Raw genomic sequence first — 25525 nt, 5'->3', positions numbered from 1 at the left:
TTAAAAGACGGCCGAACGGATAACATACCAGTGACCGTCTTTTTGGTAGACGCCTATTTCTACCAGGGCATCGCGCTTTTCATAAATGCCTTTCCAGGCGGTGCGATAGATATCCAGATCGTCGATGCGTTCATTGCGCAACTCACTGAGAAATTCGTAGCCCTGGTTGCGGCCATTTCTTTGCTGCATCTGTTGAATGTCGTTATTAAATACTTCTGGGGTGAAGCCTTGCAGGTATTTGTCTTCGTAGCGCTGGGTAAATAACTCAAAATCGGCGTTGTCGTCGGCCGCTAACATTTCCTTGAGATAGTGTTCAGCGATGCTGAGTGCTTCGGCTTTTGTGGTCATAACAATCATCCTTAGAGTGTTGCGCCTTTCAGGCTAAGACATCATTCCACCGCTTTGCTTTGTGGCTCGGTACTGACCAGGTCCACCACTCTATCTCTCGATACCCAACCTTTAAATTCACCGGCATCCGAGGTCACAGCCATGGGTACGTTAGCGCGTATCATCTGCGGCAAGAGACTTTCCAGATCGGCCGATTCCGGCACGCAGACAACGTCTGTGACCAGAGCGCCAATTTCACCGTCGGCGTTTTGCAGGTCGTTCAGAGTAACGATGCCGACCAAGGATTTGCCCTCCAAAACGGTGGCGTAATCGAAGCCTTGGTCAATCATCCACTGGCGCGCTTTTTCGACGCTGGTGCGGGTGGTGAGGGTGGCTTGCGGCATGGCCATCACATGGTGAGCGGTCAGTACTTTGCCTCGGTTGACGTCGCGCACGAAGGCGGCAACGTAGTCGGTGCTGGGGTTGAGCAGGATGTCTTGCGGGTCGCCTTGCTGCACCAGCGCGCCGTCTTTGAGGATGGCGATGCGGTTGCCCAGGCGCAGCGCTTCGTCGAGATCGTGAGTAATAAAGACGATGGTTTTGTGCAGCCGCTGTTGCAGTTGCATCAGCAGGTCCTGCATTTCTTTGCGGATTAATGGATCGAGCGCGGAGAAGGCTTCGTCCATTAACAGAATATCGGGGTCTGTCGCCAGGGCGCGCGCCAGGCCAACACGTTGTTGCATACCGCCGGAGAGTTGATGCGGATATTGGTCGCCGACCCCTTTCAGGCCGACCTGTTCCAGCCAGTATTGTGCTTTCTTGCGGGCTTCATTTTTGGCGACGCCCTGGATATGCAAGCCATAACCCACGTTGTCCAAAACGGTTTTGTGCGGGAAGAGGGCAAAACGCTGGAACACCATCGACATTTTGTTGCGACGGCGTTCAATCAGGTCCGCCTGTTTCAGCGCGATCATTTCTTCGCCGTCGACGCGGATGTTGCCGGCGGTCGGGTCAATCAGGCGGTTGAAGTGACGAATCAGCGTTGATTTGCCGCTGCCGGACAGTCCCATAATGACGAACAACTCGCCATCTTCAATGCTCAGATTAATGTCGTTCAATCCGAGCGTATGGCCGGTGTCTTCCAAGAGCTGTTCCTTGCTCATGCCGGCTTTAACAGAAGCCAGATGGCTGCTGGCTTTGGGGCCAAAGATTTTATAGATGCCTTCGACTTCTATTTTTGCCATCAGTCACCGTCCTTTACTGCTGGGTACTGCAAACGTTTGCCATAGCTTTGGGTGACGCGATCAAAAATAACCGCGAGGGCGACAATGGCCAGACCGGCTAATAAGCCGCGTCCCACTTCCAAACGATTGATGCCTGCGAGCACCTCTTGACCCAAACCGCGCGCGCCGATCATGGAGGCGACGACCACCATCGCCAGCGCCATCATGGTGGTCTGGTTGATGCCGGCCAGGATGTTGGGCAACGCCAGCGGCAATTGTACGCCGAGCAGTTTTTGGCGTTTGGTGGCGCCAAAAGCCGTGGCGGCTTCCATCACTGAATGGTCGACCAGACGGATGCCAAGGTCGGTCAGGCGGATCAGAGGTGGTACCGCATAAACGATGGTGGCGATCAGCGCTGGTACCTTGCCCAGACCAAACAGCATGACCACCGGAATCAAATACACGAAGGTCGGCATGGTCTGCATGATGTCGAGAATCGGCAGCATGATTTTGCGAAAGCGTTCAGACACCGACATCAAAATACCGGTGGGAATGCCGATCAGCACACACATCACCAGCGAGACGATCATCAAGGCCAGCGTCTGCATGCCTCTGTCCCATTGGCCGATGGCGCCAATAAACAACAGCAGCACGGTTACGCCAGCGGTCAGTGTCCAGCGACGACTGCCGTACCAGCTGACAGCCGCGATGATGGCGATGACCAGCCACCAAGGGGTGTCGCGCAGTAATTGTTCGACAAAGACCAGGAATTTCAGCAGCGGCATGCTGATGCGCTCCAGGTCGTCGGCGTAGTTGATGACCAGGGAATCGACGAAGGCGTCGATGCTCTGGCGCAGGGCGCGAGCGTCGAGAATTTCCGGGAAAGCCAAGAGTGAGTCCTCTTGCTGGAGCGGATCGGACGGCACCCGGACGGATGCCGTCATTTAAAAAGCTTAGAGGCTGGCGCGAACCTTGTCGGCAATGTCGTCAGACACCCAACCGGTCCAGACGTCTTCGTAATTTTCGAAGAAGTAGTCGGCGACCTGATCGGGTTCAGCACCGTTTTCATCGGCCCAGCCGAGCAGCTTGTTGACTTCTTCGGTCGGGATGTTGACCGCTTCGAAGAAGGCTTTCAGCTGAGGTGCGGCCTTGCCGAATTCGGTATTGATGCTTTTGTGGATGCGCGCTGTCGGGTAAGCGCTGGCAACAGGATCGGCGCATTCGGGGTCCATATTGCAGCGGAAGCCCTCGGCCTGATAATCCGGCATCTCCAGCTGCACCATATCGAACTTGCCCAGCACCGCTGTGGGTGACCAGTAGTAAGTTACAAAGGGACGCTGGCGACGATAGTTGGATGCAATAGCCGCATCCAGAGCGGCGCCACTGCCGGGGGAAAACATGACGTAGTCATCCGTCAGTTCAAAGGCTTCCAGCAAATTGTTGTTAACCGCACCGCAGACCCAGCCTTCCGGGCAGTTGTAGATGCGGCCTTTACCGGGCTCTTCCGGGTCTTCGAACAGATCGGCGTAGTCGGGCAGGTCGTAGACCGAGACCAGCCCCGGGTTCTGTTCAGCAACGTAAGCCGGAATCCACCAGCCTTCTATGCCGCCGGAGTAGGTGCTGCCGAGCGATTCAACGATGCCTGCTTCGTTGGCGGTTACCCAGTCTTCGGGGGCAGAGTCGATCCAGGTTTCGTTATAGATATCGACATCACCACGCACCAGGGCGGCAATCATCGGCACGGTATCGCCGGCTTCTACCTGGGTTTCGCAGCCGTAACCTGCTTCGACGATGGTGCGTTCAATTTCCACCATCATCAGGTTCGACATCCAGCTCATGCCCGAAAAACGGACCGGGCGATCGAGTTCACAAGCAAAGGTCGGAAGACCGACCAGCAGTAAAACCAGCCCCAGCAAAGTCGTCTTTTTCATGGGAGCGTCCTTTATCGTCGGCGGTGTGTTAGGGGGTGTTGAAACCCTGGAAGTCACGGCACAGATCAGTTTTGGGTTCCATGGCGTCACAGTATTACGCAGTGGTTTTTGAATTGCCAACCCGGCTCAGCAGTCTTGTGCGCGTGACAGGGGCAAGGCAGGATGTCGACCGTCTCGATGCAGGAAAGTTCCGATGACCGCAGACTCTAATAACGATAATGCGCTGGTACAGCTTGAGCGCCGCCAGGCCTTACAGCTGATCCGGCTGAACCGACCCAAGGCGCTGAATGCGCTGAACCTTGAACTGATTGAAGCCTTAACGCTGGCCTTACAACAGGCGTTTGATGACGACTCGGTACGCAGCATCTGGCTGGAAAGCAGTACTGAGAAAGCCTTTTGCGCCGGCGGCGATGTGAAAACGCTGGCGATCGAGCTTGCCGGCCAGCCGGCTGATGAGCAGCGCCGTATCGGTCATCGTTATTTCGCCGCTGAATATCAGCTCGATGCCATGATTGAGCACAGTCCCAAGCCGATTGTTGCTTTTGGCCGTGGCTTGGTCATGGGCGGTGGCTGGGGATTGTTTGCCGGTGCCGATCTGCGCCTGGTTGATCGCAGCAGTCGCTTTGCCATGCCGGAGTTGCAGATTGGCCTGTTTCCCGATGTCGGTGCCGGCCATTTTCTGCAAAAGCCAGACTGGCGTGCCGGTACTTTGATCGGCATTTCCGGCATTCATCTGTCGATGCTGGATGTGTTGGCGCTGGAATATGCCCATGCCGAGGTGGATGACCAAGAGGTGGCTGCATTGCAGGCTGAGCTGGCTGGCGGTGAATTGCCCGAACAGCAGGAATTGGCTAAACCAAACAGCGAGATTCAGGCGCATCGTCAGGCCTGGCAGCAGGCTTTGGCGTCGCTCGGCGAGCCGTTGTTAAGTGATTGGATGCACGCTGTGCGCAGCAGCGACTTTGCGCCCTTTCAAGCCGCCGCCGACCAATGGCGTACCGCCTCGGCGTTGAGCATTGCCCATTGTTGGTATCACTTTAAGCGGTTGCGTCAGGCCAGTCGGGTGGAGGCTCTGGAAATGGACTTGACGGTTGGTTCTAACGCCTGCAGCGAACGCGAATTTTTGGAAGGCGTACGCGCGTTGCTGATCGATAAGGACAAACAACCGGCCTGGCTGTACCCGAGCGTTACCTCGGTTCCCTTTAGTTTGATTGAACGTTTTTATCAGCCGCTGCCCTTCACTACCGAGACCACTTATCCGGCCAGCAATACTTAACAGCCGGACAGAAAAAGAGGACGCCCGATGCAGGACATCGCCCAGCAACACATTTTGATCACCGGTGCCGCTCGTGGTTTAGGGTTTGCCATGGCGCGCTTATTGGCGCAATCAGGCGCAGTGATATCACTGGTGGATATCGATAAGGAGGCGGTTGACGCTGCGGTAGCTGCGTTGCAGTGCGAAGGTTTGAGTTGCCAGGGCTACACCGCCAATGTCGCCGATGAAGCCTCGGTTTTGAACTTGTTTAACCGCTTGAAGGCCGAGCATGGACACCTGGATGCGCTGATTAATAATGCTGGCATCTTGCGCGATGGTCTGCTGGTTAAACAAAAAGGCGGTGAATTGCTAACGCTGAGCCTGACGCAGTGGCAGGCGGTGATTGATGTCAATTTAACCGGGGTGTTTCTTTGCGGTCGCGAAGCTGCCGCCTGGATGGTTGCCGAGCAAACGCCCGGGGTGATCGTTAACATCAGCTCTATTTCCAAAGCGGGCAATCTGGGCCAATCCAACTACAGCGCAGCTAAGGCTGGTGTGGCGGCCATGACCGTCACCTGGGCTAAAGAGTTGGCGCGTTATGGCATTCGCGTCGCTGGTGTCGCGCCGGGCTTTATCGAAACCGAAATGACCGCCAGCATGAAACCCGAAGCCATCGAACGATCGTTGCAAGCCGTGCCGCTGAAACGCATGGGCCAACCGCAAGATATTGCCGAGGCGGTAAAATTTATCCTCAGCAACGACTATTATTCGGGCCGGATTCTGGAAGTCGATGGCGCGATGCGCATTTGAGTTGCTTCGCGCAGGACGCTGGACGGGAGACGGGAGACGCTGGTTAGGTGTTGAGTGCATAGCGTCTAGCGTCTAGCGTCTCCCGTTAAGCGTCTCCCCAACTACCAAAGAGGTTCCCTTAATGACCCACGAAATTGTCATCGTTGCCGCCAAACGTACGCCGCTGGGTGGATTTCAGGGCGCCTTGTCGAGCCTTGCGGCAACCGACCTGGGCGGCGCTGTTATTGCGGCCAACCTGGCGCAGATCGGCCTGGCGCCTGACTCGGTGCGTGATGTGCTGATGGGCTGCGTATTACCGGCCGGCCTGGGACAGGCTCCGGCACGTCAGGCGGCCTTGAGCGGCGGTTTGCCGGAATCGGTACCGACCACCACGGTCAACAAGGTGTGTGGTTCGGGCATGAAAGCGCTGATGCTGGCGGCCGACCAGATGCGCGCCGGCGACATCGACATTGCCATCGCCGGTGGTATGGAATCGATGTCTGGAGCGCCTTACCTGATGCCCAAAGCGCGATCGGGTTATCGCATGGGCCACCAGCAGGTATACGACCATATGTTTCTTGATGGTCTCGAAGACGCCTACGATGGCCGTGCCATGGGCGTACACGCTCAGGCCACGGCCGACGAATACCGCCTGACTCGTGCCGCTATGGATGACTACACCTTACGCAGCCTGAGCCGAGCGCAAAATGCCATCGCTCAGGGGTATTTTGATGACGAAATTGTGCCCATCACCGTCACTGATCGGCGCGGTGAAACCCGGGTGACTGAGGATGAACAGCCCGGCCAGGCGCGGCCCGACAAAATTCCCCAGTTGAAGCCCGCCTTCGCCAAAGACGGCACCATCACCGCTGCCAATGCCAGCTCGATCAGCGATGGTGCAGCCGCCCTGACGTTGATGACACGTGCTCGTGCTGACGCCTTGGGCCTGGCGCCCCTGGCAGTGGTGCGTAGTTATGCCAGCCACGCCCAGGCGCCGAGCAGCTTCACTTGCGCGCCCATCGGTGCGATGAAGTCTGCTCTGGCCAAAGCTGGCTGGCGCAATACCGATGTGGAACTGGCAGAAATCAACGAAGCTTTTGCCATGGTCGCTATGCTCGGTATGCAGGAAGTGGGATTGAGCGCGGACATCACCAACATCAGCGGTGGCGCAACGGCTCTCGGTCATCCACTGGGTTGCAGCGGTGCCCGTATAATCGTCACTCTGCTGCACAACATGATCCGGCTGGATCAGCGTAAGGGTATGGCGGCGTTGTGTATTGGTGGCGGGGAAGGCACGGCAGTGTGTTTGGAACGGGTGTAAAACAGAGTTGTTAAAAAAGGGCCAGAAGGCCCTTTTTTAATTCATTCTTCAATCGGGTACAGCGTTTTTAATTGCCATAAACCAACTCCATCTTCAGCGCGCAGCTGAGCCACAGCGTCTGCCTGTGTCTCTCTGGTGGAGGGGATTACCAGGGAGCTGGTACTGCGATCCCTATTCTTGTGAACCGTCATGGTATTGTTTAATACCGTGATGGTGTCTTCTTCGATGGTGAAAGCGTAGAAGACTCGCCTCGGTTTTGGGTTGTAAGAAAACCTAAGTGTTTGTGATTGTTTGGGCCAGGTTGTTTGAATGCCCAAGTAATACTCACCAACCGGGTAGGGGCCGAAGGTTGCGACTCTTTTGTTCAGGGTTGGATCCAGAATGATTCGGTCGACAACGCCTTCTTCTCCAGTACGAAATACCTGAAATTCGTAGGTGTAATAAAACCGGCCACCCGATTCGCTGGAAACCTGCATCGGAAAGGCGAGCATGCCACCGGTTGTGTCACTGGGCGCTGGCAGGGTTGCACAGGCCGACAGTGTCAGCGTTATTACCAATAGCAGGGTATGTATAGGTCTCATAGGCGTGTCCTTGTAGTGATAGCAGCGGGCACGATGATGCTCTGTTCACCGCTGTTCGCTTGCAGAGCCATGGCTGTTAACTGTTCAGGAATTTTATTCAGGAATAGCGGGATTTATTTGCCAAAGTCCGGCTTCATCCATCGCCCTGAGCTCGGTCATTGCCTCAGCCTGAATGTCCTCAGTTAAAGCACGACGACGATTGCTCGTGCTAAAGCCGCCGCCACTTCTGGGTCGCTTATGTACCACCAGCTTGGTGTTCAAAATGGTGATGGTATCTTCTTCAATGGCAAAGGGGATATAGATTTCACGAGGGTTGGGTTTGTATTGAAAACTCATCGAAGGGGATGATTTCACTCGGGTGGTTTGGACACCAAGATAATATGCGCCGGGCTCATATGGCCCGAAAGTACGGACATGAATACCGCTGGCCGGACTCAGTTGAATGCGATCAACTTCGATATCGGTATCGTGTTCGAAGACGGTAAATTCATAAACATAGTAAAAGGTGCCGACACCGCGCACTTCCATCGGGAAGGCCAGCATGCCGCCATCGGTTTCGTTTGGAGAGGGAAGGGAAGTACAGCCTGTCAGCAACAGCATCCCGGCGATCAGACCCCAACGTAGGTACGTCATAACAGCTTCCTCGTTCTGATTGGGAAACCTCGCAACCTTGCGAGGCGGGTGTTTTTTGAACACCCGTCAGGCCACCCTAGCAGGCGTCTTTACAAAGCTCCAGCCAATGTTGAATGCCCGGACTGCGGAACTTCTGGGCATGCAATACAAAATAAAAGTCGCGTTTGAAGTCGCGTTGGGGCACAGCTAAAGGCACCAGCGTGCCGCGTTTAAAAGCGTCTTCAAGGCACACACGCGACAGGCAGGCCATGCCCAAACCTGCCTCGACAGCCCGTTTTATCGCCTCGGTATGTTCCAGTTCCAGGGTGATTTCCAGCTTGCTTAATAAACCATGCATACCGCGCTCAAAGGTTTGGCGGGTGCCGGATCCCGGTTCGCGTACGATCCAGGGTTGGGTTATCAGCTGGTCGTCGGTTAACGGGCCAGCGTTAGCCAGTGGATGATCCGGAGCGCAGAAGATCACCAGTTCATCAGAACGCCAGGGGGTTACTTCCAGGTCCGGATGGTTGATCTCGCCTTCGATCATGCCCAGGTCCAGATCGAAGGTAAGCACCCGGTCGGCGATGGCGCGGGTGTTAGCTACTTCCAGAGTGACGCGGGCATTGGGTTGGGTGGCCTTGTATTGCGCCATTAATTGCACCGCCAGGTAGTTGCCAATGGTCAGGGTTGCCCCCACTTTAAGCCGCCCCAGGTCGTGATGACCGGTCAGGTCGGCTTCCAGTTGGTCGGCCTGTTCCAGTAGTGCTTCGACCCGCGGCCACAACTGGCGACCCACTTCATTGAGCTTGAGTCGCTTGCCGGCCCGTTCGAACAGGCGCACGCCGTACAGCGTTTCGAATTCGCGCAGCGCACCGGATGCCGCGGACTGGGACATATGCAGGCTGGCCGCCGCGCGACTGATGTTTTCGTAGTGTGCGGTCGCCAGAAAGACCTGGAGTTGACGCAGCGTGAATTTCATATTGGTAAAACCAATTAAATATATCGGAAATAATCATTTTGCCGATAAGCTCGCGCTGCGTATAGTGTCATTCATATAACTCGTTATTAATTTTTTAGAGGTTCTTATGTCGAATTTGAATATCGAAACCGTCACCAGTGTTCGGCATTGGAACGACACCCTGTTCAGCTTTACCACCAGCCGGGATCCGGGTTTCCGCTTTAAGAACGGCTATTTCACCATGATCGGGCTGGAGCAGGACGGCGGTCGTCCTTTGCTGCGGGCCTATTCCATTGCCAGTGCCAACTATGAAGAAGAGCTGGAGTTTTTCAGCATCAAGGTACCGGACGGTCCGTTGACGTCTCAGTTGCAAAACATCAAACCGGGAGACGAAATCTATGTCGGTCGTAAACCGACCGGTACCCTGGTGACCGATCATCTGCTGCCCGGTAAAAACCTCTGGTTGCTGTCTACTGGCACCGGTTTGGCGCCGTTCTTGAGCATCATTAAAGACCCGGAAATCTACGAGCAGTTCGACCGCGTGATTCTGACCCACGGCGTGCGCCAGGTGTCTGAACTGGCGTATCAGGACATGATCAGTGACTTGCCGAACAACGAATTTTTCGGTGAGATGATCGACGGCAAACTGCTGTATTACCCGACCGTCACCCGCGAGGAATTCCGCAACCAGGGTCGCCTGACCGACTTGATGACCAGCGGCAAGCTGTTTGACGATCTGGGTTTGCCTAAGCCGTCACTGGAAGACGACCGCTTTATGCTCTGCGGCAGCCCGGCCATGCTTAAAGACACCACTGATATTCTCGACAGCTGGGGCTTTAAAGAAACCCGTGCCGGTAACATTGGTGAGTATGTGATCGAGCGGGCCTTTGTCGAAAAATAACCTCGACCGCTGACGAAAAACCGGCGTAGGGAAAAGTCCTTACGCCGGTTTTTTTTGTTTATCGCTTGTCGACGCTGTCAGTTGGATCAGTACTGAAACCGGCTGACGGCCTTGTTCTGTTGCTCTACCAAATTGTTAAGCCGTTCGAAAGTCGCGCCGTTACGCGAGGCGTTGGAGTAAATCGCATCCGACAGTTCGGCAATGGCTTCGATCGAACGCGCCACTTCGTCGGCGGTGGCGCGCTGGGCGCTGGTGCCCTCGGCAATGTGCTGACTCATCTCGGTGATGTCATTCAGCGCCGTGAGAATGTCCTGCAGCGAATGGTCGGCTTCGCTGGTGCGGTTAACCACCTGGTCGACCCGTTCGCGGTTGTGGGTCATCAGTTCGACCGCTGAATTGGCGCGCGTCTGCAGGCGTTCAATCATCTCGTAGATTTCTTCAGTCGAGCTCTGCGTACGGCTCGCCAGGGTACGGACTTCATCGGCAACGACAGCAAAACCTCGGCCTTGCTCACCGGCACGGGCTGCTTCGATGGCGGCGTTCAGCGCCAGCAGGTTGGTTTGCTCGGCGATGTCCTGAATCACTTCCAGGATGGTGCCAATGCTCTTCGATTCTTCCTGCAGATTGTTCACCACCTCGCTGGCTTCGGTCAGGTCGTTAACCAGCTGGGTGATTTCCTGCTGGCTGGCCGCCATATTGCGCTGGCCTTGAGCGGCCGAATTGTGTACCGCCTGGACGCGCTCGAGGGTGTTGTCGGAATGGTCGGAAATGTCGCTGGCGGACGAGGTCAGCTCGGTCGCCGCCGTGGCGATGGACGCTGACTGGTCTTTTTGCTGCTGCAGTTTTTGCGAGCTCGAGCGAGTGGTTTCTGAGACCTGATGCGAGACCGAGGCGATCTCTTTGGAGGTGTTCTTAATGTCACTGACAATCAGGCGGGTGTGTTCGATCAAGGCATTGATGCCACGACCGATCTGGCCGAACTCGTCGGCCGAACGCACCGTCATCTGCTGCGACAAATCGCCTTCGGACACCGCGCCGAGTAAATCGGTAATGGTCTTCAGCGGTCGGCGAATACTGCGAATCAGCGACATCATGATGGCTACGGCAATGACCAGCGACACCACCAGCACGCCCAGCACAATCAGGCTGGCGCGTTCGTTGGCGCTGTTGCCTTGCTGGCGCAGCGTTTCGCTTTGCTCGCTTAAGGCCGAGGTCACCAGTCCCAGGCTGCGTACTCCACTGTTAACGGTGTCGGCCAGCACCGCCAGCTCGCGGCTGGACAGTTCCTCAGCACGCAAGGCGGACAAATAAAGCGTCAGGGTGCCGGTGTCGCCCGAAACCGCGGTTTGCAGCAGTTCGACATAGGTCGACAGATAACGGTGGATGATGGCGTTGCTGTCCGCCAAGCGTTCCATGCGTGAACCCAGACGCTCCAGTTCACGCTCCAGATCTTCCTGCACCGCCAGCACCTGACTGGCGGTGGCCAGACCGTTGATACCGTTGATGCCGGTACGGACCAGGTCGATGCGGTCGAGTACGTAGTTGGCGTCGGCGCCAATCTGACGGGCTTCGGCAGTGGACTGCTGGCCCAGCACTTCCAGCACCCGGTCGACAATTTTCATATCGTCACTGAACGTCAGCCAGCGCGAACCCTGGGTTTGAAACTCGCGCAGAAAGGCCTGTCGGCTGTCGAGTACGGTGCGGCGGGTTTGCAGGTGTTGCTGGCCCAGGCGCAGTGCTTCATTGATGGTGCTGTTGGCCTGAGCGAGCGGATCCACCAGAGGGTCGTTCTCGCTCAAGCTGTCGGCCAGGCCGGTGCGGATCCGGTTCACTTCGGCTTCGGCCTCGGTGAAATCGGTTTCGTAGCGTTCCAGGTCTTCATCGCTGGAAACAGCGGCGTGCTGGGAGACGGCTTTATTGGCATTTTGCAGTGCGATCACCAGGCGATAGGCCTGTTGCATGCGCGGTACCACTTCGGACGTGGTGGTCTTGAACAGACCGCCAACGGAGGCTTGGTTGGTCAGGGCCGAGACTGTAATGCCAACCATCAGCAGCAGAATCAGTGCAAAACCCAGAGCCGTTTTCATGACCACCGTTAACTTCATGGCGGAACTCCTAACTGGATAACTAAAGCGGTGAACAGGTCGTTACTGTAGCGACAGTTTACCTGATTCATTGAATTGAAATACCTTGGATGTTCCGAACACTGTCCGCCTGCAGCCCACGGGGCTTGCGCTTGCGAGCGGCGGTCACGGTCAATAAGATGCCTGCTGATTCAGCTGTCCTTCATGCTGCGCTCATCGTCTTTCGTCCTGGTATTGGCCGATGGTTGATGGCTCGGTAAGCGATCTGCCCAGCGTTGTCAGCAGCGTTGTGGTGCGGTGCCAGGGCGAGTGTGAAACGACAGATTCAACGATTCGATGACGGAGTTGCAGTATGAAAAGATTGGCGGTTAAAGGGGTGTTGCTGTGTTGTTCTCTGGTTTTGGCGTCGGCGCTGGCGTGGGCGGATGACCCCATTCGCATCGCTCATATCTATGGCAAGACCGGGCCTTTGGCCAACTACGGCAAGCAGAGCCATGACGGTCTGATGCTGGGTCTGGAGTACGCCACCGAAGGCACGATGAGCGTGAACGGTCGGGCCCTTGAGGTGATCGAAAAAGACAGTCGTCTGGATCCGCTGCTGGGTCGTTCTCTGCTGGAAGAAGCCTATGCTGAAGACGATGTCTTGATGGCCGTAGGGCCTTTATCATCCAGCGTGGCGATACCGATGTTGCCGGTCGCGCGCCAGTACCGACGCATTCTGCTGGTCGAACCGGCGGTTGCCGACACCATAACCGGGTCGCGTGGTAATCGTTATGTGTTCCGCACCGGTCGTTCGGCCAGTCTCGAAGCGGTAGCCAATGCGGTGGCGCTGGCTCGTCCGGGCCTGAAGATTGCCACCCTGGCGCCGGATAACGACTTCGGTCACAACACCCTTGCTGTGTTCGGTCAGGCCTTGCTGGGCACTGGCGCGGAGGTGGTGCATCAGGAATTTCTGCCCGCCGGCAGCGATGACTTCCGCGCTGCCAGCGAGCGCATCTTTGCGGCTTTGGAAGATGCCGAAGGTGACCGGTTGGTGTTTGTAAATTGGGCCGGTGCCGGTGACCCTCTGGCTCAGCTGTCCGCCCTGGACCCGCAACAGCACGACATTCGCCTGGCTGCCAACGGTGGGTTCTTATCCACGCTGGCTGGCTACAAGGCATACGACGGCCTGGAAGGCGCCAATTACTATTACTTCGAACACCCCAGCAACAGCGTCAACGATTGGTTGGTGGAGCAGTATCTGGCGCGCTTTGGTACACCGCCGGATATCTTTACCGCTGGCGGCATGACCGCGGGTATCGCTCTGGTTGAAGCCTTGCGTCGGGCCGACAGTACCGACACCGAAGATATGATCGAAACCCTGGAAGGCATGCGGTTTAACACGCCCAAGGGCGACATGCTGATCCGCGCTGAAGATCATCAGGCGTTGCAGTCGATGTATCACTTCCGGCTGCGCAGTGAAGAGGGTGTGGAGTGGGCGATCCCTGAACTGGTGCGGGAAATTCCTTTCGAAGAATTGCCCTTGCCAGTGGGTCGTTGAGGGCAGGGAACATCACGAAGGGCAGGGAGCATCAGGGCGTCAGATTCAATACGCCCTGAATGTCAGTTCAGGGCGCCGGCGTGGTGTCGGTCGCTTTGCTGCCACCTTTGAGGCGTTTGTTTTCGTCTTCCAGTGACTTCAAACGACGTAACATGGACTGGCTGTCGCTCATAAACTGACGCAGCAGCGATTCCATTTCTTCCACGTTCTCGCTGCTGTCGGGACGCTCGTCGGCCGGACGCGCTTCCGGCGCGGCGGCTGCGGCTTCTTCGACGTCTTCCTGCAGTTGCTGAACCGCCTTTTCCATCTGCCGCAATAGTTTTTGCAACTGATCGATTTCCGCTTCCTGCTGATCGGCAAGTGAGCTGATATCGGCATCGTCCTTGCGCACGTCGTTGGCGGTTTTACGCAGTTTAATCAGCACTTCTTTCTGTTCGGCGCTGAGCGCTTTCAAATGCTCCGGCATGGGCGGCAGCGACGCATCATCGGCTTCGTCCGCTTCGGGACGTTCTGCCAACTGGCGCAGCAGCTCTTGTTCGCGTTCGTTCAAATTGCCAATGGCGAGTTGCGCCTGTTCCAGTTCCATTTCCAACACGCTGACACAGGATTGGGTGTCACGGACCAGCAATTCCAGGCGACCGATTTCCGCCTCCTGGTATTCGGCAACCTGCTCGCGATCTCCACCGCTGCGCAGTTGATCCAGAGAATCACGCAGGTTGGAAACCGACTCAGCCTGTTTGTTGGTATTGGCTGACAGTTGATCGACGTTGTCGCGGTTGACCGGATTGCCGTCTTCGCTTTTGTCTTTCAGGCTCGCCATCTTGGCGCGCAGTTCACGAACTTCTTCATCCAATTCGTTCTTGGCCTGCTGGGCGGCCTCCATTTCTTTTTCCATCAGATTCATGGTGACGTCGGCGTCTTTGATATAACGCTCCATGTTCTGCATCTGCTGTTTCTGCGCCTGATCGAATTCCGCTGAGTTGGGATTCATCTGTTGCAGCTTCAGGCGCAGCTGATTGATGGATTCCTGCATGTCGAACTTGTCGCAACGCAACTGGTAAAGCTCGTCGGCGTACTGGCCGGGTTCCGGTTTTTCCATCAGCCGTTCGGAGGACAGATCGATGCTCTTAAACTCTTCGACTTCTTTTTCCAGGAAGGAAATGCGGTCTTTGGCGGCCTCATATTGATTGCGATATTGCTTGAGGTCTTTTTCCAACTGTTCGCTGCGCAGTTCTTCACTCGCCAGTTCTTTGCGGTTGCTGGAACCGGGTTCGACGCCCAGTTCGCGTAACGTATCGCCGGCTTTTTCCTGCCACATCTCTTCGTCGATATCACCGGAGAGCAATTGTTGTTCGAGTTCGAGAATGCGCCGACGCATCCAGTTGAGCTGCTCGGCGGGGTCGGCACCGGGTGGTTCGTCCGGGTCGGTGCCTTCCTGACGGGCGTCCTCGCTGAGTTGGTCGACGCGGTCGCGCAGCTGTTCCGGGATGGTTTTGCCGGCCGATTCGGCGGTGCGCTTAACCACCTCGAATTCGGTGGTCAGCTTTCTGTTCTTGGCGCGCAGCTCGGCGATTTCCTGCTGACGTTCCTGCTGGCGACGCAGCTTTTCCCAGCGCATCTCTTTAAGGATGGCCACCAGTACGTGGTAGAGCCGCCCCCGGAAAAACAGAAAGACGGTAATAATGAAGTAGACCACCGCTACTTCGGCCAGGATGAAAAGGGTCATCTGGTCAATAAACATGGCGGTCTACAGCTCCGTATTTTAGACGCGATCAACCCAGCCGCTGGGCTGGCTGGTATTGCTCTGGCCATCGGCGGAATAGGTTTCGGTGGGGGCCAGCAGATTGCGCAAAATGGTCATCTGCGCTTGCTTGCGGCTGGACAGGGTGGCCAGGACCTGCCGGTTGACGGCACTGCGCTGGTCGTTGACGGTCAAGCTTTGCCGCAGTTCACGCCAGCGGTTTTGCCAGCTTTCGCGGTCGGCCTGGGCCAGGTTTTGTGTCCAGGCCTCGAAGGAGGCGAAGTCGGGATCAATGTTCTGCTCAGCGCACCACTGCAGCAGTGTCTGAGACGCGCTCAACAGCGCTTCGGTCTGTTGGCGTTTGCGTTCAATCAGCTCCTGGAGCGCCGAAATATCGGCAGACTTCAAAGCCGCCAGTTCTTCTTCAAGCAGTGGCTTGAAGGCATCGCTGGCTGTCTGGGCATCGCGCAGGGCCGCGTCCAGACGGGTCAGGGTGGTAGTGTCGATGGTCATGTCGCCGAGCCTCCCCAGCGACGCCCTTAACCTTGATACCCTCAGAGCTCGGATTCAAAGCGTCTAAAGGCGGCCGCCAGTTTCTCGTGGTCAATCTTATAGTCGCCACCTTCGATGGCGCTGCGAATGCGGTCTACTTTTTCCTGATCAATTTCCGGCATCTGGCTGATGGTGTCTCCAGCCGACTTCAGGATGCGGGCTCGATCGGAAAGCTGAACCACATCGCTATCACTAGCAGATTCCGTTCCACTTTTTTGTGCAGCCGGGGTGCCGACGTCACCTGCGCCATCATTCTGGCGGGTTTTGGCGGTGCCCGTTTGGCCGGGTGTAAGGCCGTTGATATTCATGGCCATGTCTAACCTCGCTGAAAATAGAATTTTCTGGAGGGGTTAACGGCTGTCACTCCAGGAACTTTAGTCCCAATTGTGACAAATTTCCGTTATTTCCCCAAATGTTAGCGTTTTACACGCTGTTTATCGTCCTAGGGTCGTTAACGGCTGCTGGTTTCCACCACGCCGCGCTCCTTGATATAGGCATGCACGGTTTCACCGGAACGCAGGTTTCGTACTGGTATTTGCTCGCCGGCACGTCCTTCTCGCAGCGCTTCTCCCAAAGTGCGTACCGACAGGAGTCCACTGTGCGAGAGGATATAAACCCGGTCACCACGGTCGACCAGCATCGGTGGTTCGGCGATATAGGGCGTGATCACCTGGCCACTGTTGACGCTGCGCGCCAGTTGATAACCGATCAGATTATCCGTTGTTTCAAAATAACCCTGGCGCAGGCTGGCAATATCCGTATTCTGCAGGCGCAAATCGGTCGCTGTTAGACGGTGGCCGCGATTCAGGTTGCCGGCGGTGACCACCACCGGCAGATGAATGGCGACGCTGACCGGTACATAAAGTTGCCAGCCTTCGTTGGCGCAACTGACTTTGGGGGTCAGCCGGCTGCTCAGATCCTGGCCGCGCCAATCCACCTCGATGGCGGACGTGCAGGGCGTCAAATTGCCGGCAACGGCCTGCAGTTGAAAATCAAACTGCCTGTTTTGTGCATCCAGATCGGGATGCTGCTGCGCCAGTCTTTCAATCAGGGCGGCATTCAGGGCACTGGTGATCTGCGCCTGTGCCGTCGGCTGCGCCGCCTGTACCGTCACTGCACTGAGCAGTAAAGGCATTAAGCATTGGCCGATACGGGCCGATAGCCTGGGTAATGATTGCATTCAGTTGTCCTGTGCCGATAGCCGTCTATGCTTACTGCCAAAGGGGCCTGCAGGCGGGTACTGAGCAGCACTGCAATCCCATTTGTTAACGACCTGAGTGTCGGTGTTTTGACACCTTCAGGGCTTGTTGAAGGTTACTGCAAAGGCTGTGCCTGGTTGTTTGAGGTAACCAGTCACTGCATCTAGCTAGACGGAGATGGCCATGGCCGGAGTGCTTGATAGTGTTAACCAGCGGACGCAGCTGGTGGGTAAGAACCGACTGGAATTGCTGTTGTTTCGGCTCAGCGGCGATCAACTGTATGGCATCAACGTATTTAAGGTGAAAGAGGTTCTGCAGTGTCCGCCCTTGACGCAGATGCCGCAGAGTAAATCGGTGGTTAAAGGTGTGGCGCATGTGCGCGGCGGTACCATTCCAATTCTGGATTTGAGTCTGGCCATCGGCCAGGCACCGCTGACCGACATTCACAATAAGCTCACCATCATCACTGAATACAACATGCGCAATCAGGGTTTTATGGTGCGCGGTGTAGAGCGCATCATTAACATCAACTGGGAAGAGGTGCAGCCGCCGCCCAAAGGCTCGGGTCACGAGCATTTTCTGACGGCGGTAACGCGACACGAAGATAACCTGGTTGAGATCATCGATGTGGAACGCATCCTGGCCGATGTGTCACCGATGAAAGAAGACATCAGCGAGGGTATCATTACCGAAGCAGCCACCAGTGCCGCGGTTTCCAAGCAGGTGTTGATCGTCGATGACTCCAAGATTGCCCGTAAGCAGATGACCAAGACACTGGAGCAGGTCGGCCTGACGGTGGTGGCTCTGAACGATGGTCGCGAAGCGCTGGATCATCTGCTGGGTCTAGTGGATGAAGGCGTGGACCCGGTTGAGCGCTACCCCATTGTCATCTCCGATATTGAAATGCCGGAAATGGATGGCTATACGCTGACGACCCACATCCGCGCTCATGATAAACTCAAAGGCCTCTATATCCTTTTGCATACTTCCTTAAGTGGTGTATTCAACAAGAGCATGGTGCAAAAGGTGGGTGCTAACGAATTTCTCGCCAAATTCCAGCCGGATATGCTGGCTCAGTTGGTCATCGAACGGGTGACCAATCTGGGTGGCGAATTACCTGCCGTTGAAGGAGAGTTATGAAGCGGTGCAACCATCAGCCGGGAAGGCTGATTATTGATCGGCCCACGACTGCAATGAAGGAGCTGAGGCTTTAATGGTTGACGTTAACCAGGGCTATGAAGCCTTCTGTGATTACCTCGAACAGCACAGTGGTATTTGTCTGGGGGCCAGTAAACAGTATCTCGTTTCCAGTCGTTTGCGAAAAATACTGCAAGAAGCGGCCATCAATAATCTGACCGAACTGGTGTCTGCCATGTCCAAGCCGGGCGGGCAGTCGCTTCGTTCGGCCGTGATCGACGCCATGACCACCAACGAAACCCTTTGGTTTCGGGACATCCACCCATTCCGTATTCTGGAAGAACAGTTGCTGCCTGAGTTTTTCCAGCAGAAGACGAGTCGTCCGCTGCGCATCTGGTCGGCTGCCTGCTCGACGGGGCAGGAGCCCTATTCGATGTCGATGATGATCGAAGAGTATAAGCAGAAGAACCGGGTGTTCAGTGCCGGCGAAAAGATCATCGCCACCGATATTTCGGCCACTGCGCTGGACGCCGCCAAGTCGGCGGAATACGCCATGCTGGCCATTGGTCGTGGTCTGGACCCGGAACGATTGAAGCGTCACTTTGAAGAAACTCCGGCCGGACGCTGGAAAGTCAAAGCGCCGATTGCCCAGCGCGTTGAGTTTCGCGCTATCAATCTGCAGGACAGTTACGCTCTGTTGGGCAAGTTCGACATCGTCTTCTGCCGTAATGTATTGATCTATTTCACCGCCGACCTCAAGCGCGACATCCTGACCCGCATCCACGCCACTTTGAATCCAGGCGGCTACCTGATGGTGGGCGCTTCCGAAGCGGTGAACGGCCTGGGCGATCTGTACGAAATGGTGCATTGCCGGCCGGGCATCATTTACCGCAAACGCTGATCCCATCAAGCGGCATACCGGCAACGGCCAAGCCTTGCCGGTATGCCGGTCCAGCTCCCTCCGAAAACGCCTAACCCACTGATAAATAAAGAAAAATAAAATTGGCACCTGCTTTGCAATACGTTCTGCAACTGAACTAAAAGCGGCAAAGAGGTGTGCGATGTCTGCACTGGGTTTCAACAACTCTCTCGGGATTCACGATAACGCTCTGCTGGTACGCGCCGAGCGTTCTCAGGTATTGGCCAACAACCTGGCCAACGCCGATACCCCTCACTTCAAAGCGCGTGATATCGACTTCAAGGCGATTTTGCGTGGCGAAGTCGAGCGCAGCAAAAGCCTGGAAGTGAACCGCACCGACAACGCTCATATTCCCGGCCGTGTACGCGAAGAAAGCGAACTGCTGTACCGCTTCCCATACCAGCCGTCGATCGATGACAACACCGTCGACCCCAACGTCGAGAAGGCTGAGTTCACCAAGAACTCCATCGATTACAACTCCAGTTTTGATTTCCTCAACCGCAAGTTCAAGGGCCTTGATGGCGCATTGAGAGGGCAATAAGGATGTCATTAAGCAACGTCATTAATATTTCCGGCACCGGTATGACCGCCCAGTCAGTGCGGTTGAATACCACCGCCTCCAACCTGGCCAACGCCCAGAGCGTGAGCTCGAGCATTGACGAGACCTACCGGGCGCGCAAGCCGATCTTCCAGCAATTGCAGCAGCCCTGGCACGAGCGCGACATCCTGGCGCCGGTCGATCTGGAACATGATGTCGGTGAGGGCGTTAAAGTGCGCGCCATTGTTGAGAAAGACGCGCCTTTGGATATCCGTTTTGAACCGACCCATCCCTTCGCCGACGAAGACGGTTATGTGTATTACCCGAACGTCAATGTGGTGGAAGAGATGGCTGACATGATCTCAGCGTCGCGCAGTTTCAGTGTGAACGTTGAGGTGTTCAATACAGCCAAAACGATGATGCAGAAAACGCTGACGATGGGTCAGTAATGACCAGCTAGTCGCTAGCCGGTTTTTTTACAGCGAGGTTTCACCATGGCGGATGTCAACAACGTATCAGGCAGCTCACCGCTGGACCAATACGACATCGGCAATAAGAAAGAAAAGAAGACCAACAGCAATGAGCTGGGTCGCAACGAGTTTCTGGAACTGATGATCACTCAGTTGAAAAACCAGAACCCGCTGGATCCGCAGGATAACGCTGAGTTCGTTGCCCAGCTGGCCCAATTCTCGACGGTGGAAGGCATCGAGAATATGTCCTCCAGCCTGGAAAACATGTCGGCCTCCTTTACCTCATCGCAAGCCTTGCAGGCGACGGCTTTGGTCGGGAACTCGGTCACCGTTAACGGCCAGGACACCAGTATTTTGCAGCATGGTGACCTGGTGTACGGCTTGATTGAGGTGCCGCGTGGTGCCTCCAACATGACCTTGCGCATTACCAATGCTGAGGGTGAAACGATTGAGGACGTACCTCTGGGTAATCTGCCAGCAGGCGCAGCCACCATGAAGTGGGATGGCGCCAACCTGGAGGTTAACGGGGCTCTGGTCGAGATCGATTACGACAAGTTCGAAACCGATGAGGACGGCAACATCATTCCTCATCCGCAAGGAGAATACTCCTTCGATATATTCGGCAACGTGGCGGGAGTGCAAGAAGAGATTGAGTTGAACATGAGTTCACGCGTCGATTCGGTCACCCTCGGCAGCGCCGGTGAAATTCAGCTGAATCTGGCAGGTGCTGGCAAAGTCATCACCATGGAAGACGTGCTCCAGATCAACAGCGCTTATTGATGGCCGGGCCGGCTGGTCCGGCTCAATTGAATGAAACACTAGGAACGAACTTGGCGGCAACGCGGGTTCTGGCTCTGTAACAGCGCAGTGCGAGGTGCAATACGATGAGCTTTACGACGGGTCTTAGCGGCATCGCGGCCGCCAACAAGGACTTACAGATCACCGGTAATAACATTGCCAACGCCAGTACGACCGGCTTTAAAGCCAGCCGTGCGGAGTTTGGCGATGCCTATACCTCATCCTTTATCGGCTACGGCCAGGACAAGGTTGGTTACGGTGTTAAGGTGGTGAATGTCGGCCAGAAGTTTGAGCAGGGCAACATCAGCCAGACCAACTCGGCGCTCGACATGGCCATCGACGGCGAAGGCTTCTTCGTCACCGAATATCCCAACGGCAGTATTTCCTACACCCGTTCCGGTATTTTCGGCATCGATAAACAGGGTTATATCGTCAGCAACCAGGACGCCAAGCTGCAAGGCTATGGTGTGACTGCCGGTGGTGACATCAACACCGGTGTGCTGACCGATCTGCGCGTCGACAAAGCCAACCAGCCGCCACGTGGTACTCACCAGGTGGACGCCAAGGTAAACGTTCCTGCCGGTGCTCAGGTGCTGGCGGAAGATGGCACCATCCTGACCACCGAAGGTCTGGCCATCGGTTCAGCGCAAGTCGGCCCGACTGAAGATACCGCCACTGTTTTGAACACCGTGGGTTCACCGACCACAGCCGGTACCAACGCCGAACTGATCGGTGGTATTCCCCGCGTGCCGTTCCCGTGGCAGCCGTCTCCGGTGGAAGCCTCGTTTACCATGGACATCGAATTGCGCGGCCCGAATATCACGGGAACCAACAATACCGTCACCGGCACCATTCAGCCGTTTGATTCGGCCCAGGTTTATACCGATGTTTACGACCTGGTTGACGCCATTAATGCGTCCATTACCGGCGACTCCGGTTTGCGCGGCAAAATCGAAGCCACGGTTAACGACTACGGCGGTTTGTCGTTCCAGACATCGGGTGTTTACGCCACCGATGGCACCGCCATTGTCAGCATCGTCGACAACGTGGGTAACCTTTCTGGTGATAACTATTTGAACTTCCAGAACGGCACCATGATGGCTTCTGGCACCACCGAGCCGGGTCTTGAGGTCGTGAACGCCGCGACCCCGACCATTTTGACCGGTGGTCGTGACATGAACTCTCTCCCTAGCGGCGGTGCCTTCCTCGACAGCTCTGCCACGCCTACCAATATTGACTTTGTGATCAGCATTGGCGGCACACCGACGAACATCAGCGTGCCGGTTCCGGGTGGCGGTTTTGCGAGCCAGGCAGCCTTTGTAGCTGCGGTTAACGCCGAATTCACCGGTGCGGGTCTGAACGTGGCGGCCAGTATTACTGGTGCTAACCGTCTGACCATCACCGCGACCGGTGCGGCAGTCGGTGATACCGATATTGTTGTCAATGCCTTGGCATCCACCACCAATTCGGTCGATGTGCGTGATTTAGGTCTGACCACGAACTCGACCTTCCCGCCTGCCGTGACCCAGGGTCTTGATCCCAACGATACGCTGTCGTTCAGCCTCGATGGCGGTCCGGCGATCGCCATGGCCGCGCTGACACCGGGTGTCTATGCCAGCGTTGATCAGTTGGTGCAGGAGATTAATGCTCAGATTACGGCCACTGCGGGTCTGACCGGTGAAATTCGTGCCATCAATGATAACGGCGTCATCGTCTTCGATCGCCTGAACAACCCGGGTGCGGGTACCGCTGATATCGACGTTACCGGTACGGTCTTTGCCTTGGAGTATTTCGGCCTGGATACCCTCGACAAGCAATTGTCGCCATCGGTTGTTGCGCCCGTTCCAGGTAATGATCTGTTTGCCAATGGTGGCTCCATCGACCTGACGTCCGATCCGGGTCAGGCCGCCTCCTTGATCAGTAACACTCAGGCAGAGCTTGACTATAACAGCCTGACACCGGGCACTTTCTCGACCCTGACCAGTTCGAGCACGCTGAACTTCCTCGATAACACCTTGCCCTTTGGTGACCTGGAAGCGGGTAACTCCTTTGCCTTCGGTATTGCCGTCGGCAGTAATTCGGCAACGGGTGTTACCGTCACTGTTCCTGCAGGCGGCTGGCCGACTCAGGCCGCCTTTGTCACCGACCTGCAGACGGCAATTGATGGTGCCTTGGGCGCTAACGTAGCGAACGTCAGCATTGATGGCGCCACCAACCAGCTGATCATCGAAGCTGGCACGGTCGCCGGTGTTGGCCCGAACGGCATCACCATCACTCATTTGGCGGGTTCAACCACCACCACTTCCTTCGATCTTGAAGTCCTGGGTTTGGCATCGACGTCTTCGCCAGCACCGACGCTCGATCCGGGTGACTCGACCATTCTGCCGAACAACGAATTCACTCTGTCGGTGGATGGCAGTGCCTTCCAAACCATCATCATTCCGCCGGGCAGTTACACCGAGATCGAAGATCTGGTGGCCGCCATTAACCAGCAGATTTCCACCAACTCCATCCTCAACGGTGAAGTGGTGGCGTCGCAGGTCAATGGACGTCTGGTGTTTGAGCGTACTGAGATCGGTAACTTCCCGCTGGATCTGGACATCAATGGTTCGGTGCAGGCATTGCAAGCCTTGGGCATGGATAGCGCTACCAAGATCGAAGGTGAAGATCCCATTGATCGGTCAAACTCCTTCCGCATCAACCTGACGGTGCCGCTGCCGGATGAAGACAATCGTTCCGGATCCGTGGAAATCAGTCTGAGCGAAGACATCCGCTCCATCGATCAGTTGGCGGCTGCCATCAACCGTGAGTTGGCGGCGGTATCCGATGAGGACTACATCGGTGTGCGCGCCCGGGTGATACAGGACGATGCCGGTAATGAGCAGTTGATCCTCGAAGCCACGGTCGAAGGTGAACCGTCGCAAATTTCGGTCAGTAACATCCGCGCGCCGGGTGATGACCTGGCCGTGGAAGCCATGTACGGCTTGCTGCAATTTGCGCCGGTGGCGGGTGATTATCTGGTGCTGGGTGAAGCTGCGGTCACTAACGGCTACCCGGAACAGGGCGTAGTCATCTACAACGAAGAGGCCGATGAGCGCGAGCTGGTTACCATTCCCGAAGGCTCGACTGCCGGTGAAATCGCTGCACTACTGAGCGAGTACGAAGGTGTGGACGCCTCGGCGGAAACCGAAGTGCGGTTGATGTCGCAGAACTACGTTAACTCCGGTGACATGAACATCTACATCAACGGTCAGGTGATTGAAGCGAACAGCCTGGAAGCGATGGTGGCTGAAATCAATCAGTATCAGCAGACCTCGTTGAACAGCATCACCGCCGAATTCGATACCGAAACCGGCGATGTGATTCTGACCTCCAGCACCGGTATCGACATCTCGGTGCGCATCGAATCACCGACGGTGACCGATAGCCTGAGGGTACAAGGCGTTCAGGGATCTGCACCGGTGGTGCTCGGTGGCAATGCCGACGCGGAAACCAATGCGCGCATTGGTGGCTCCGTCGATATCATCCTCAACGAAGGCTACACCATGTTGGAGCCGGATCCCTATGTGGCCGGTCTGTTCAACGGCCTGGGTGAAGATGCGTTCGAGCCGTACACCATTAACGAGTTCAACCCGGATGACTCCGACACCTATAACGAAACGCGGGCGTTGCGAATCTTCGATTCCATCGGTAACGAGCACGAAATGCGCTTCTTCTATGTGAAGGATGCGCCCGATCCGAATCGCCCCAACTCGCTGAGCACTTGGACGGTGTATCTGCAGGTCGATGGTGAGAATGTTGGTGATCCGAACACCAACCTGCCGTTCCCGGAGAACACCCAGGCGACGCTGGCATCGCACAAGCTGTACTTTAACGCCGACGGTACCCTGAACAAGGAAAGCACCGGCGACTTCCTGATCTCCAACTGGAAGCCGATCGACCCGGATACCGGCAAGCCAACCGGTGCCTACATCGGTCAACCGGAAGCTCAGGGCGGTGCCTTGCCGATTCCGGACCCGAACTTTAACTCGAACTTTGCGATCTCGTTCGATGGCACCACTCAGTACGGTGGCACCTTTGCCAACAACAATCTGCAGCAGGATGGTTACGCCTCAGGCCGACTGTCTGACCTGGAGATTGACGACGCCGGCATCATCTACGCCCGTTACTCTAACGGCGAAGCACTGAAGCTGGGTCAGGTGGCGCTGGCATCCTTCGCCAACACCGAAGGTCTGGTGCCGGTCGGTGACACCGAGTGGGTCGAAGGGTTTGAATCCGGTGATGCGGTAATCGGTGAGCCCGGAACGGCCTCGCTGGGCACCATCGAATCGGCCTCTTTGGAAGATTCGACGGTGGATCTGTCGGAGCAGTTGGTGCACCTGATTATCGCCCAGCGAAACTATCAGGCCAGCTCGAAGACGATTGAAACGGCCAACGCCGTGACCCAGACGATTATTAATTTACGATAGTTTTGGGTTCTCTCCAGCTATGGCGTCGGTAACGGCGCCTTTTTCCGCTGGACGCTTAACGGGAGCGGTACGCCGCCCGGACGGAAGACGCAAATTACGAAGCACCTTTGGTGCTGGGTTTTGCGTATCCAGCGTCTCCCGTCTCCCGTCCAGCGTCTTCCGCCCACGGCAATCGCTTGC

23 protein-coding genes are annotated in these 25525 nt (G+C 56.1%); 11 read left to right on the top strand and 12 right to left on the bottom strand.

The genetic code is table 11. From position 1 onward, the window contains the following. From ABMA60_RS13555 to ABMA60_RS13540, 4 genes are read right to left on the bottom strand one after another with little or no spacing between them, the layout of a single operon-like run. Positions 1-348, bottom strand: coding sequence for a hypothetical protein (locus tag ABMA60_RS13555; RefSeq protein ID WP_392803978.1), 348 nt, complete (start codon positions 346-348; stop codon positions 1-3). A gap of 41 nt (positions 349-389) precedes the next feature. Continuing rightward, positions 390-1571 carry a glycine betaine/L-proline ABC transporter ATP-binding protein gene (locus ABMA60_RS13550; protein WP_392803976.1) on the bottom strand — a complete coding sequence of 394 codons (1182 nt, stop codon included), beginning with the start codon at positions 1569-1571 and terminating at the stop codon, positions 390-392. Beyond that, positions 1571-2494 carry an ABC transporter permease gene (locus ABMA60_RS13545; protein WP_392803974.1) on the bottom strand — a complete coding sequence of 308 codons (924 nt, stop codon included), beginning with the start codon at positions 2492-2494 and terminating at the stop codon, positions 1571-1573. Before ABMA60_RS13545 ends, ABMA60_RS13550 begins: the two co-directional genes overlap by 1 nt. 9 nt (positions 2495-2503) lie before the next feature. Beyond that, a complete protein-coding gene (locus ABMA60_RS13540; RefSeq protein WP_392803972.1) occupies positions 2504-3481 on the bottom strand; it encodes an ABC transporter substrate-binding protein in 978 nt (325 codons plus the stop codon). 193 nt (positions 3482-3674) lie between these two features. On the opposite strand from ABMA60_RS13540, the gene ABMA60_RS13535 reads away from it, so the two are divergent. From ABMA60_RS13535 to ABMA60_RS13525, 3 genes are all read left to right on the top strand, one after another. Further along, entirely contained in the window at positions 3675-4757 is a 1083-nt protein-coding gene (locus tag ABMA60_RS13535) for an enoyl-CoA hydratase/isomerase family protein (protein ID WP_392803970.1), read from the top strand. Between the two features lie 27 nt (positions 4758-4784). Beyond that, the gene (locus ABMA60_RS13530) at positions 4785-5546 is read left to right on the top strand and encodes an SDR family oxidoreductase (RefSeq protein ID WP_392803968.1); all 762 of its coding nucleotides are present in this window, start codon (positions 4785-4787) and stop codon (positions 5544-5546) included. A 121-nt stretch (positions 5547-5667) separates the two neighbouring features. Beyond that, the gene (locus tag ABMA60_RS13525) at positions 5668-6846 is read left to right on the top strand and encodes a thiolase family protein (RefSeq protein ID WP_392803966.1); all 1179 of its coding nucleotides are present in this window, start codon (positions 5668-5670) and stop codon (positions 6844-6846) included. Positions 6847-6887: 41 nt separating this feature from the next. Here the strand turns inward: ABMA60_RS13525 and ABMA60_RS13520 are convergent, their stop codons facing one another. From ABMA60_RS13520 to ABMA60_RS13510, 3 genes are all read right to left on the bottom strand, one after another. After that, a complete protein-coding gene (locus ABMA60_RS13520) occupies positions 6888-7427 on the bottom strand; it encodes a hypothetical protein (protein WP_392803964.1) in 540 nt (179 codons plus the stop codon). A 93-nt stretch (positions 7428-7520) separates the two neighbouring features. Beyond that, positions 7521-8060 carry a hypothetical protein gene (locus ABMA60_RS13515; RefSeq protein ID WP_392803962.1) on the bottom strand — a complete coding sequence of 180 codons (540 nt, stop codon included), beginning with the start codon at positions 8058-8060 and terminating at the stop codon, positions 7521-7523. A 76-nt stretch (positions 8061-8136) separates the two neighbouring features. Beyond that, positions 8137-9018, bottom strand: a complete 882-nt coding sequence (locus ABMA60_RS13510; protein WP_392803960.1) for a LysR substrate-binding domain-containing protein — start codon at positions 9016-9018, stop codon at positions 8137-8139. 106 nt (positions 9019-9124) lie between these two features. On the opposite strand from ABMA60_RS13510, the gene ABMA60_RS13505 reads away from it, so the two are divergent. Further along, positions 9125-9898: a ferredoxin--NADP reductase gene (locus ABMA60_RS13505; RefSeq protein WP_392803958.1), complete on the top strand. Its 774-nt coding sequence runs from the start codon at positions 9125-9127 to the stop codon at positions 9896-9898. Between the two features lie 86 nt (positions 9899-9984). Here the strand turns inward: ABMA60_RS13505 and ABMA60_RS13500 are convergent, their stop codons facing one another. Then, a complete protein-coding gene (locus ABMA60_RS13500; RefSeq protein ID WP_392803956.1) occupies positions 9985-12003 on the bottom strand; it encodes a methyl-accepting chemotaxis protein in 2019 nt (672 codons plus the stop codon). A gap of 331 nt (positions 12004-12334) precedes the next feature. Here ABMA60_RS13500 and ABMA60_RS13495 point away from each other — a divergent pair, with 331 nt between their 5' ends. Next, positions 12335-13522 carry a substrate-binding domain-containing protein gene (locus ABMA60_RS13495; protein ID WP_392803954.1) on the top strand — a complete coding sequence of 396 codons (1188 nt, stop codon included), beginning with the start codon at positions 12335-12337 and terminating at the stop codon, positions 13520-13522. Positions 13523-13589: 67 nt separating this feature from the next. Here ABMA60_RS13495 and ABMA60_RS13490 read toward each other — a convergent pair whose 3' ends face one another. From ABMA60_RS13490 to flgA, 4 genes are all read right to left on the bottom strand, one after another. Then, complete coding sequence (locus ABMA60_RS13490; RefSeq protein WP_392803952.1) at positions 13590-15263, bottom strand: hypothetical protein; 1674 nt, start codon at positions 15261-15263, stop codon at positions 13590-13592. A gap of 21 nt (positions 15264-15284) precedes the next feature. Further along, on the bottom strand, positions 15285-15776 hold the full coding sequence (locus tag ABMA60_RS13485) for a flagella synthesis protein FlgN (RefSeq protein WP_392803950.1): 492 nt from the start codon (positions 15774-15776) through the stop codon (positions 15285-15287). A 41-nt stretch (positions 15777-15817) separates the two neighbouring features. Continuing rightward, entirely contained in the window at positions 15818-16129 is a 312-nt protein-coding gene (flgM, locus tag ABMA60_RS13480) for a flagellar biosynthesis anti-sigma factor FlgM (protein WP_392803948.1), read from the bottom strand. Positions 16130-16266: 137 nt separating this feature from the next. Continuing rightward, on the bottom strand, positions 16267-16995 hold the full coding sequence (flgA, locus tag ABMA60_RS13475) for a flagellar basal body P-ring formation chaperone FlgA (RefSeq protein WP_392803945.1): 729 nt from the start codon (positions 16993-16995) through the stop codon (positions 16267-16269). 202 nt (positions 16996-17197) lie between these two features. On the opposite strand from flgA, the gene ABMA60_RS13470 reads away from it, so the two are divergent. The 6 genes from ABMA60_RS13470 to ABMA60_RS13445 all read left to right on the top strand — a co-directional run bounded on the left by ABMA60_RS13470 (position 17198) and on the right by ABMA60_RS13445 (position 25345). Beyond that, entirely contained in the window at positions 17198-18154 is a 957-nt protein-coding gene (locus ABMA60_RS13470) for a chemotaxis protein CheV (protein ID WP_392803943.1), read from the top strand. Positions 18155-18227: 73 nt separating this feature from the next. Beyond that, positions 18228-19052, top strand: a complete 825-nt coding sequence (locus ABMA60_RS13465; protein ID WP_392803941.1) for a CheR family methyltransferase — start codon at positions 18228-18230, stop codon at positions 19050-19052. A gap of 160 nt (positions 19053-19212) precedes the next feature. Then, positions 19213-19611, top strand: a complete 399-nt coding sequence (gene flgB, locus ABMA60_RS13460; protein WP_108165466.1) for a flagellar basal body rod protein FlgB — start codon at positions 19213-19215, stop codon at positions 19609-19611. Between the two features lie 2 nt (positions 19612-19613). Further along, positions 19614-20057: a flagellar basal body rod protein FlgC gene (gene flgC / locus ABMA60_RS13455; protein ID WP_392803939.1), complete on the top strand. Its 444-nt coding sequence runs from the start codon at positions 19614-19616 to the stop codon at positions 20055-20057. Positions 20058-20102: 45 nt separating this feature from the next. Then, positions 20103-20858, top strand: a complete 756-nt coding sequence (locus tag ABMA60_RS13450) for a flagellar hook assembly protein FlgD (RefSeq protein ID WP_392803937.1) — start codon at positions 20103-20105, stop codon at positions 20856-20858. A 104-nt stretch (positions 20859-20962) separates the two neighbouring features. Then, complete coding sequence (locus ABMA60_RS13445) at positions 20963-25345, top strand: flagellar hook-basal body complex protein (RefSeq protein ID WP_392803935.1); 4383 nt, start codon at positions 20963-20965, stop codon at positions 25343-25345. Positions 25346-25525 lie beyond the last annotated feature (180 nt).

Origin of the sequence: Saccharospirillum sp. HFRX-2, assembly GCF_043196805.1 — a bacterium.
GTDB lineage: Bacteria > Pseudomonadota > Gammaproteobacteria > Pseudomonadales > Natronospirillaceae > Saccharospirillum.
Note: the sequence above shows the minus strand (reverse complement) of the source record. Positions and strands in the feature narration are given on the sequence as shown.

What these genes read in the sequence shown, in the direction of transcription:
- ABMA60_RS13555 (WP_392803978.1), bottom strand. Translation starts at nt 348, where the DNA reads ATGACCACAAAAGCCGAAGCACTCAGCATCGCTGAACACTATCTCAAG.
- ABMA60_RS13550 (WP_392803976.1), bottom strand. Translation starts at nt 1,571, where the DNA reads ATGGCAAAAATAGAAGTCGAAGGCATCTATAAAATCTTTGGCCCCAAA.
- ABMA60_RS13545 (WP_392803974.1), bottom strand. Translation starts at nt 2,494, where the DNA reads ATGACGGCATCCGTCCGGGTGCCGTCCGATCCGCTCCAGCAAGAGGAC.
- ABMA60_RS13540 (WP_392803972.1), bottom strand. Translation starts at nt 3,481, where the DNA reads ATGAAAAAGACGACTTTGCTGGGGCTGGTTTTACTGCTGGTCGGTCTT.
- ABMA60_RS13535 (WP_392803970.1), top strand. Translation starts at nt 3,675, where the DNA reads ATGACCGCAGACTCTAATAACGATAATGCGCTGGTACAGCTTGAGCGC.
- ABMA60_RS13530 (WP_392803968.1), top strand. Translation starts at nt 4,785, where the DNA reads ATGCAGGACATCGCCCAGCAACACATTTTGATCACCGGTGCCGCTCGT.
- ABMA60_RS13525 (WP_392803966.1), top strand. Translation starts at nt 5,668, where the DNA reads ATGACCCACGAAATTGTCATCGTTGCCGCCAAACGTACGCCGCTGGGT.
- ABMA60_RS13520 (WP_392803964.1), bottom strand. Translation starts at nt 7,427, where the DNA reads ATGAGACCTATACATACCCTGCTATTGGTAATAACGCTGACACTGTCG.
- ABMA60_RS13515 (WP_392803962.1), bottom strand. Translation starts at nt 8,060, where the DNA reads ATGACGTACCTACGTTGGGGTCTGATCGCCGGGATGCTGTTGCTGACA.
- ABMA60_RS13510 (WP_392803960.1), bottom strand. Translation starts at nt 9,018, where the DNA reads ATGAAATTCACGCTGCGTCAACTCCAGGTCTTTCTGGCGACCGCACAC.
- ABMA60_RS13505 (WP_392803958.1), top strand. Translation starts at nt 9,125, where the DNA reads ATGTCGAATTTGAATATCGAAACCGTCACCAGTGTTCGGCATTGGAAC.
- ABMA60_RS13500 (WP_392803956.1), bottom strand. Translation starts at nt 12,003, where the DNA reads ATGAAGTTAACGGTGGTCATGAAAACGGCTCTGGGTTTTGCACTGATT.
- ABMA60_RS13495 (WP_392803954.1), top strand. Translation starts at nt 12,335, where the DNA reads ATGAAAAGATTGGCGGTTAAAGGGGTGTTGCTGTGTTGTTCTCTGGTT.
- ABMA60_RS13490 (WP_392803952.1), bottom strand. Translation starts at nt 15,263, where the DNA reads ATGTTTATTGACCAGATGACCCTTTTCATCCTGGCCGAAGTAGCGGTG.
- ABMA60_RS13485 (WP_392803950.1), bottom strand. Translation starts at nt 15,776, where the DNA reads ATGACCATCGACACTACCACCCTGACCCGTCTGGACGCGGCCCTGCGC.
- flgM (WP_392803948.1), bottom strand. Translation starts at nt 16,129, where the DNA reads ATGGCCATGAATATCAACGGCCTTACACCCGGCCAAACGGGCACCGCC.
- flgA (WP_392803945.1), bottom strand. Translation starts at nt 16,995, where the DNA reads ATGCAATCATTACCCAGGCTATCGGCCCGTATCGGCCAATGCTTAATG.
- ABMA60_RS13470 (WP_392803943.1), top strand. Translation starts at nt 17,198, where the DNA reads ATGGCCGGAGTGCTTGATAGTGTTAACCAGCGGACGCAGCTGGTGGGT.
- ABMA60_RS13465 (WP_392803941.1), top strand. Translation starts at nt 18,228, where the DNA reads ATGGTTGACGTTAACCAGGGCTATGAAGCCTTCTGTGATTACCTCGAA.
- flgB (WP_108165466.1), top strand. Translation starts at nt 19,213, where the DNA reads ATGTCTGCACTGGGTTTCAACAACTCTCTCGGGATTCACGATAACGCT.
- flgC (WP_392803939.1), top strand. Translation starts at nt 19,614, where the DNA reads ATGTCATTAAGCAACGTCATTAATATTTCCGGCACCGGTATGACCGCC.
- ABMA60_RS13450 (WP_392803937.1), top strand. Translation starts at nt 20,103, where the DNA reads ATGGCGGATGTCAACAACGTATCAGGCAGCTCACCGCTGGACCAATAC.
- ABMA60_RS13445 (WP_392803935.1), top strand. Translation starts at nt 20,963, where the DNA reads ATGAGCTTTACGACGGGTCTTAGCGGCATCGCGGCCGCCAACAAGGAC.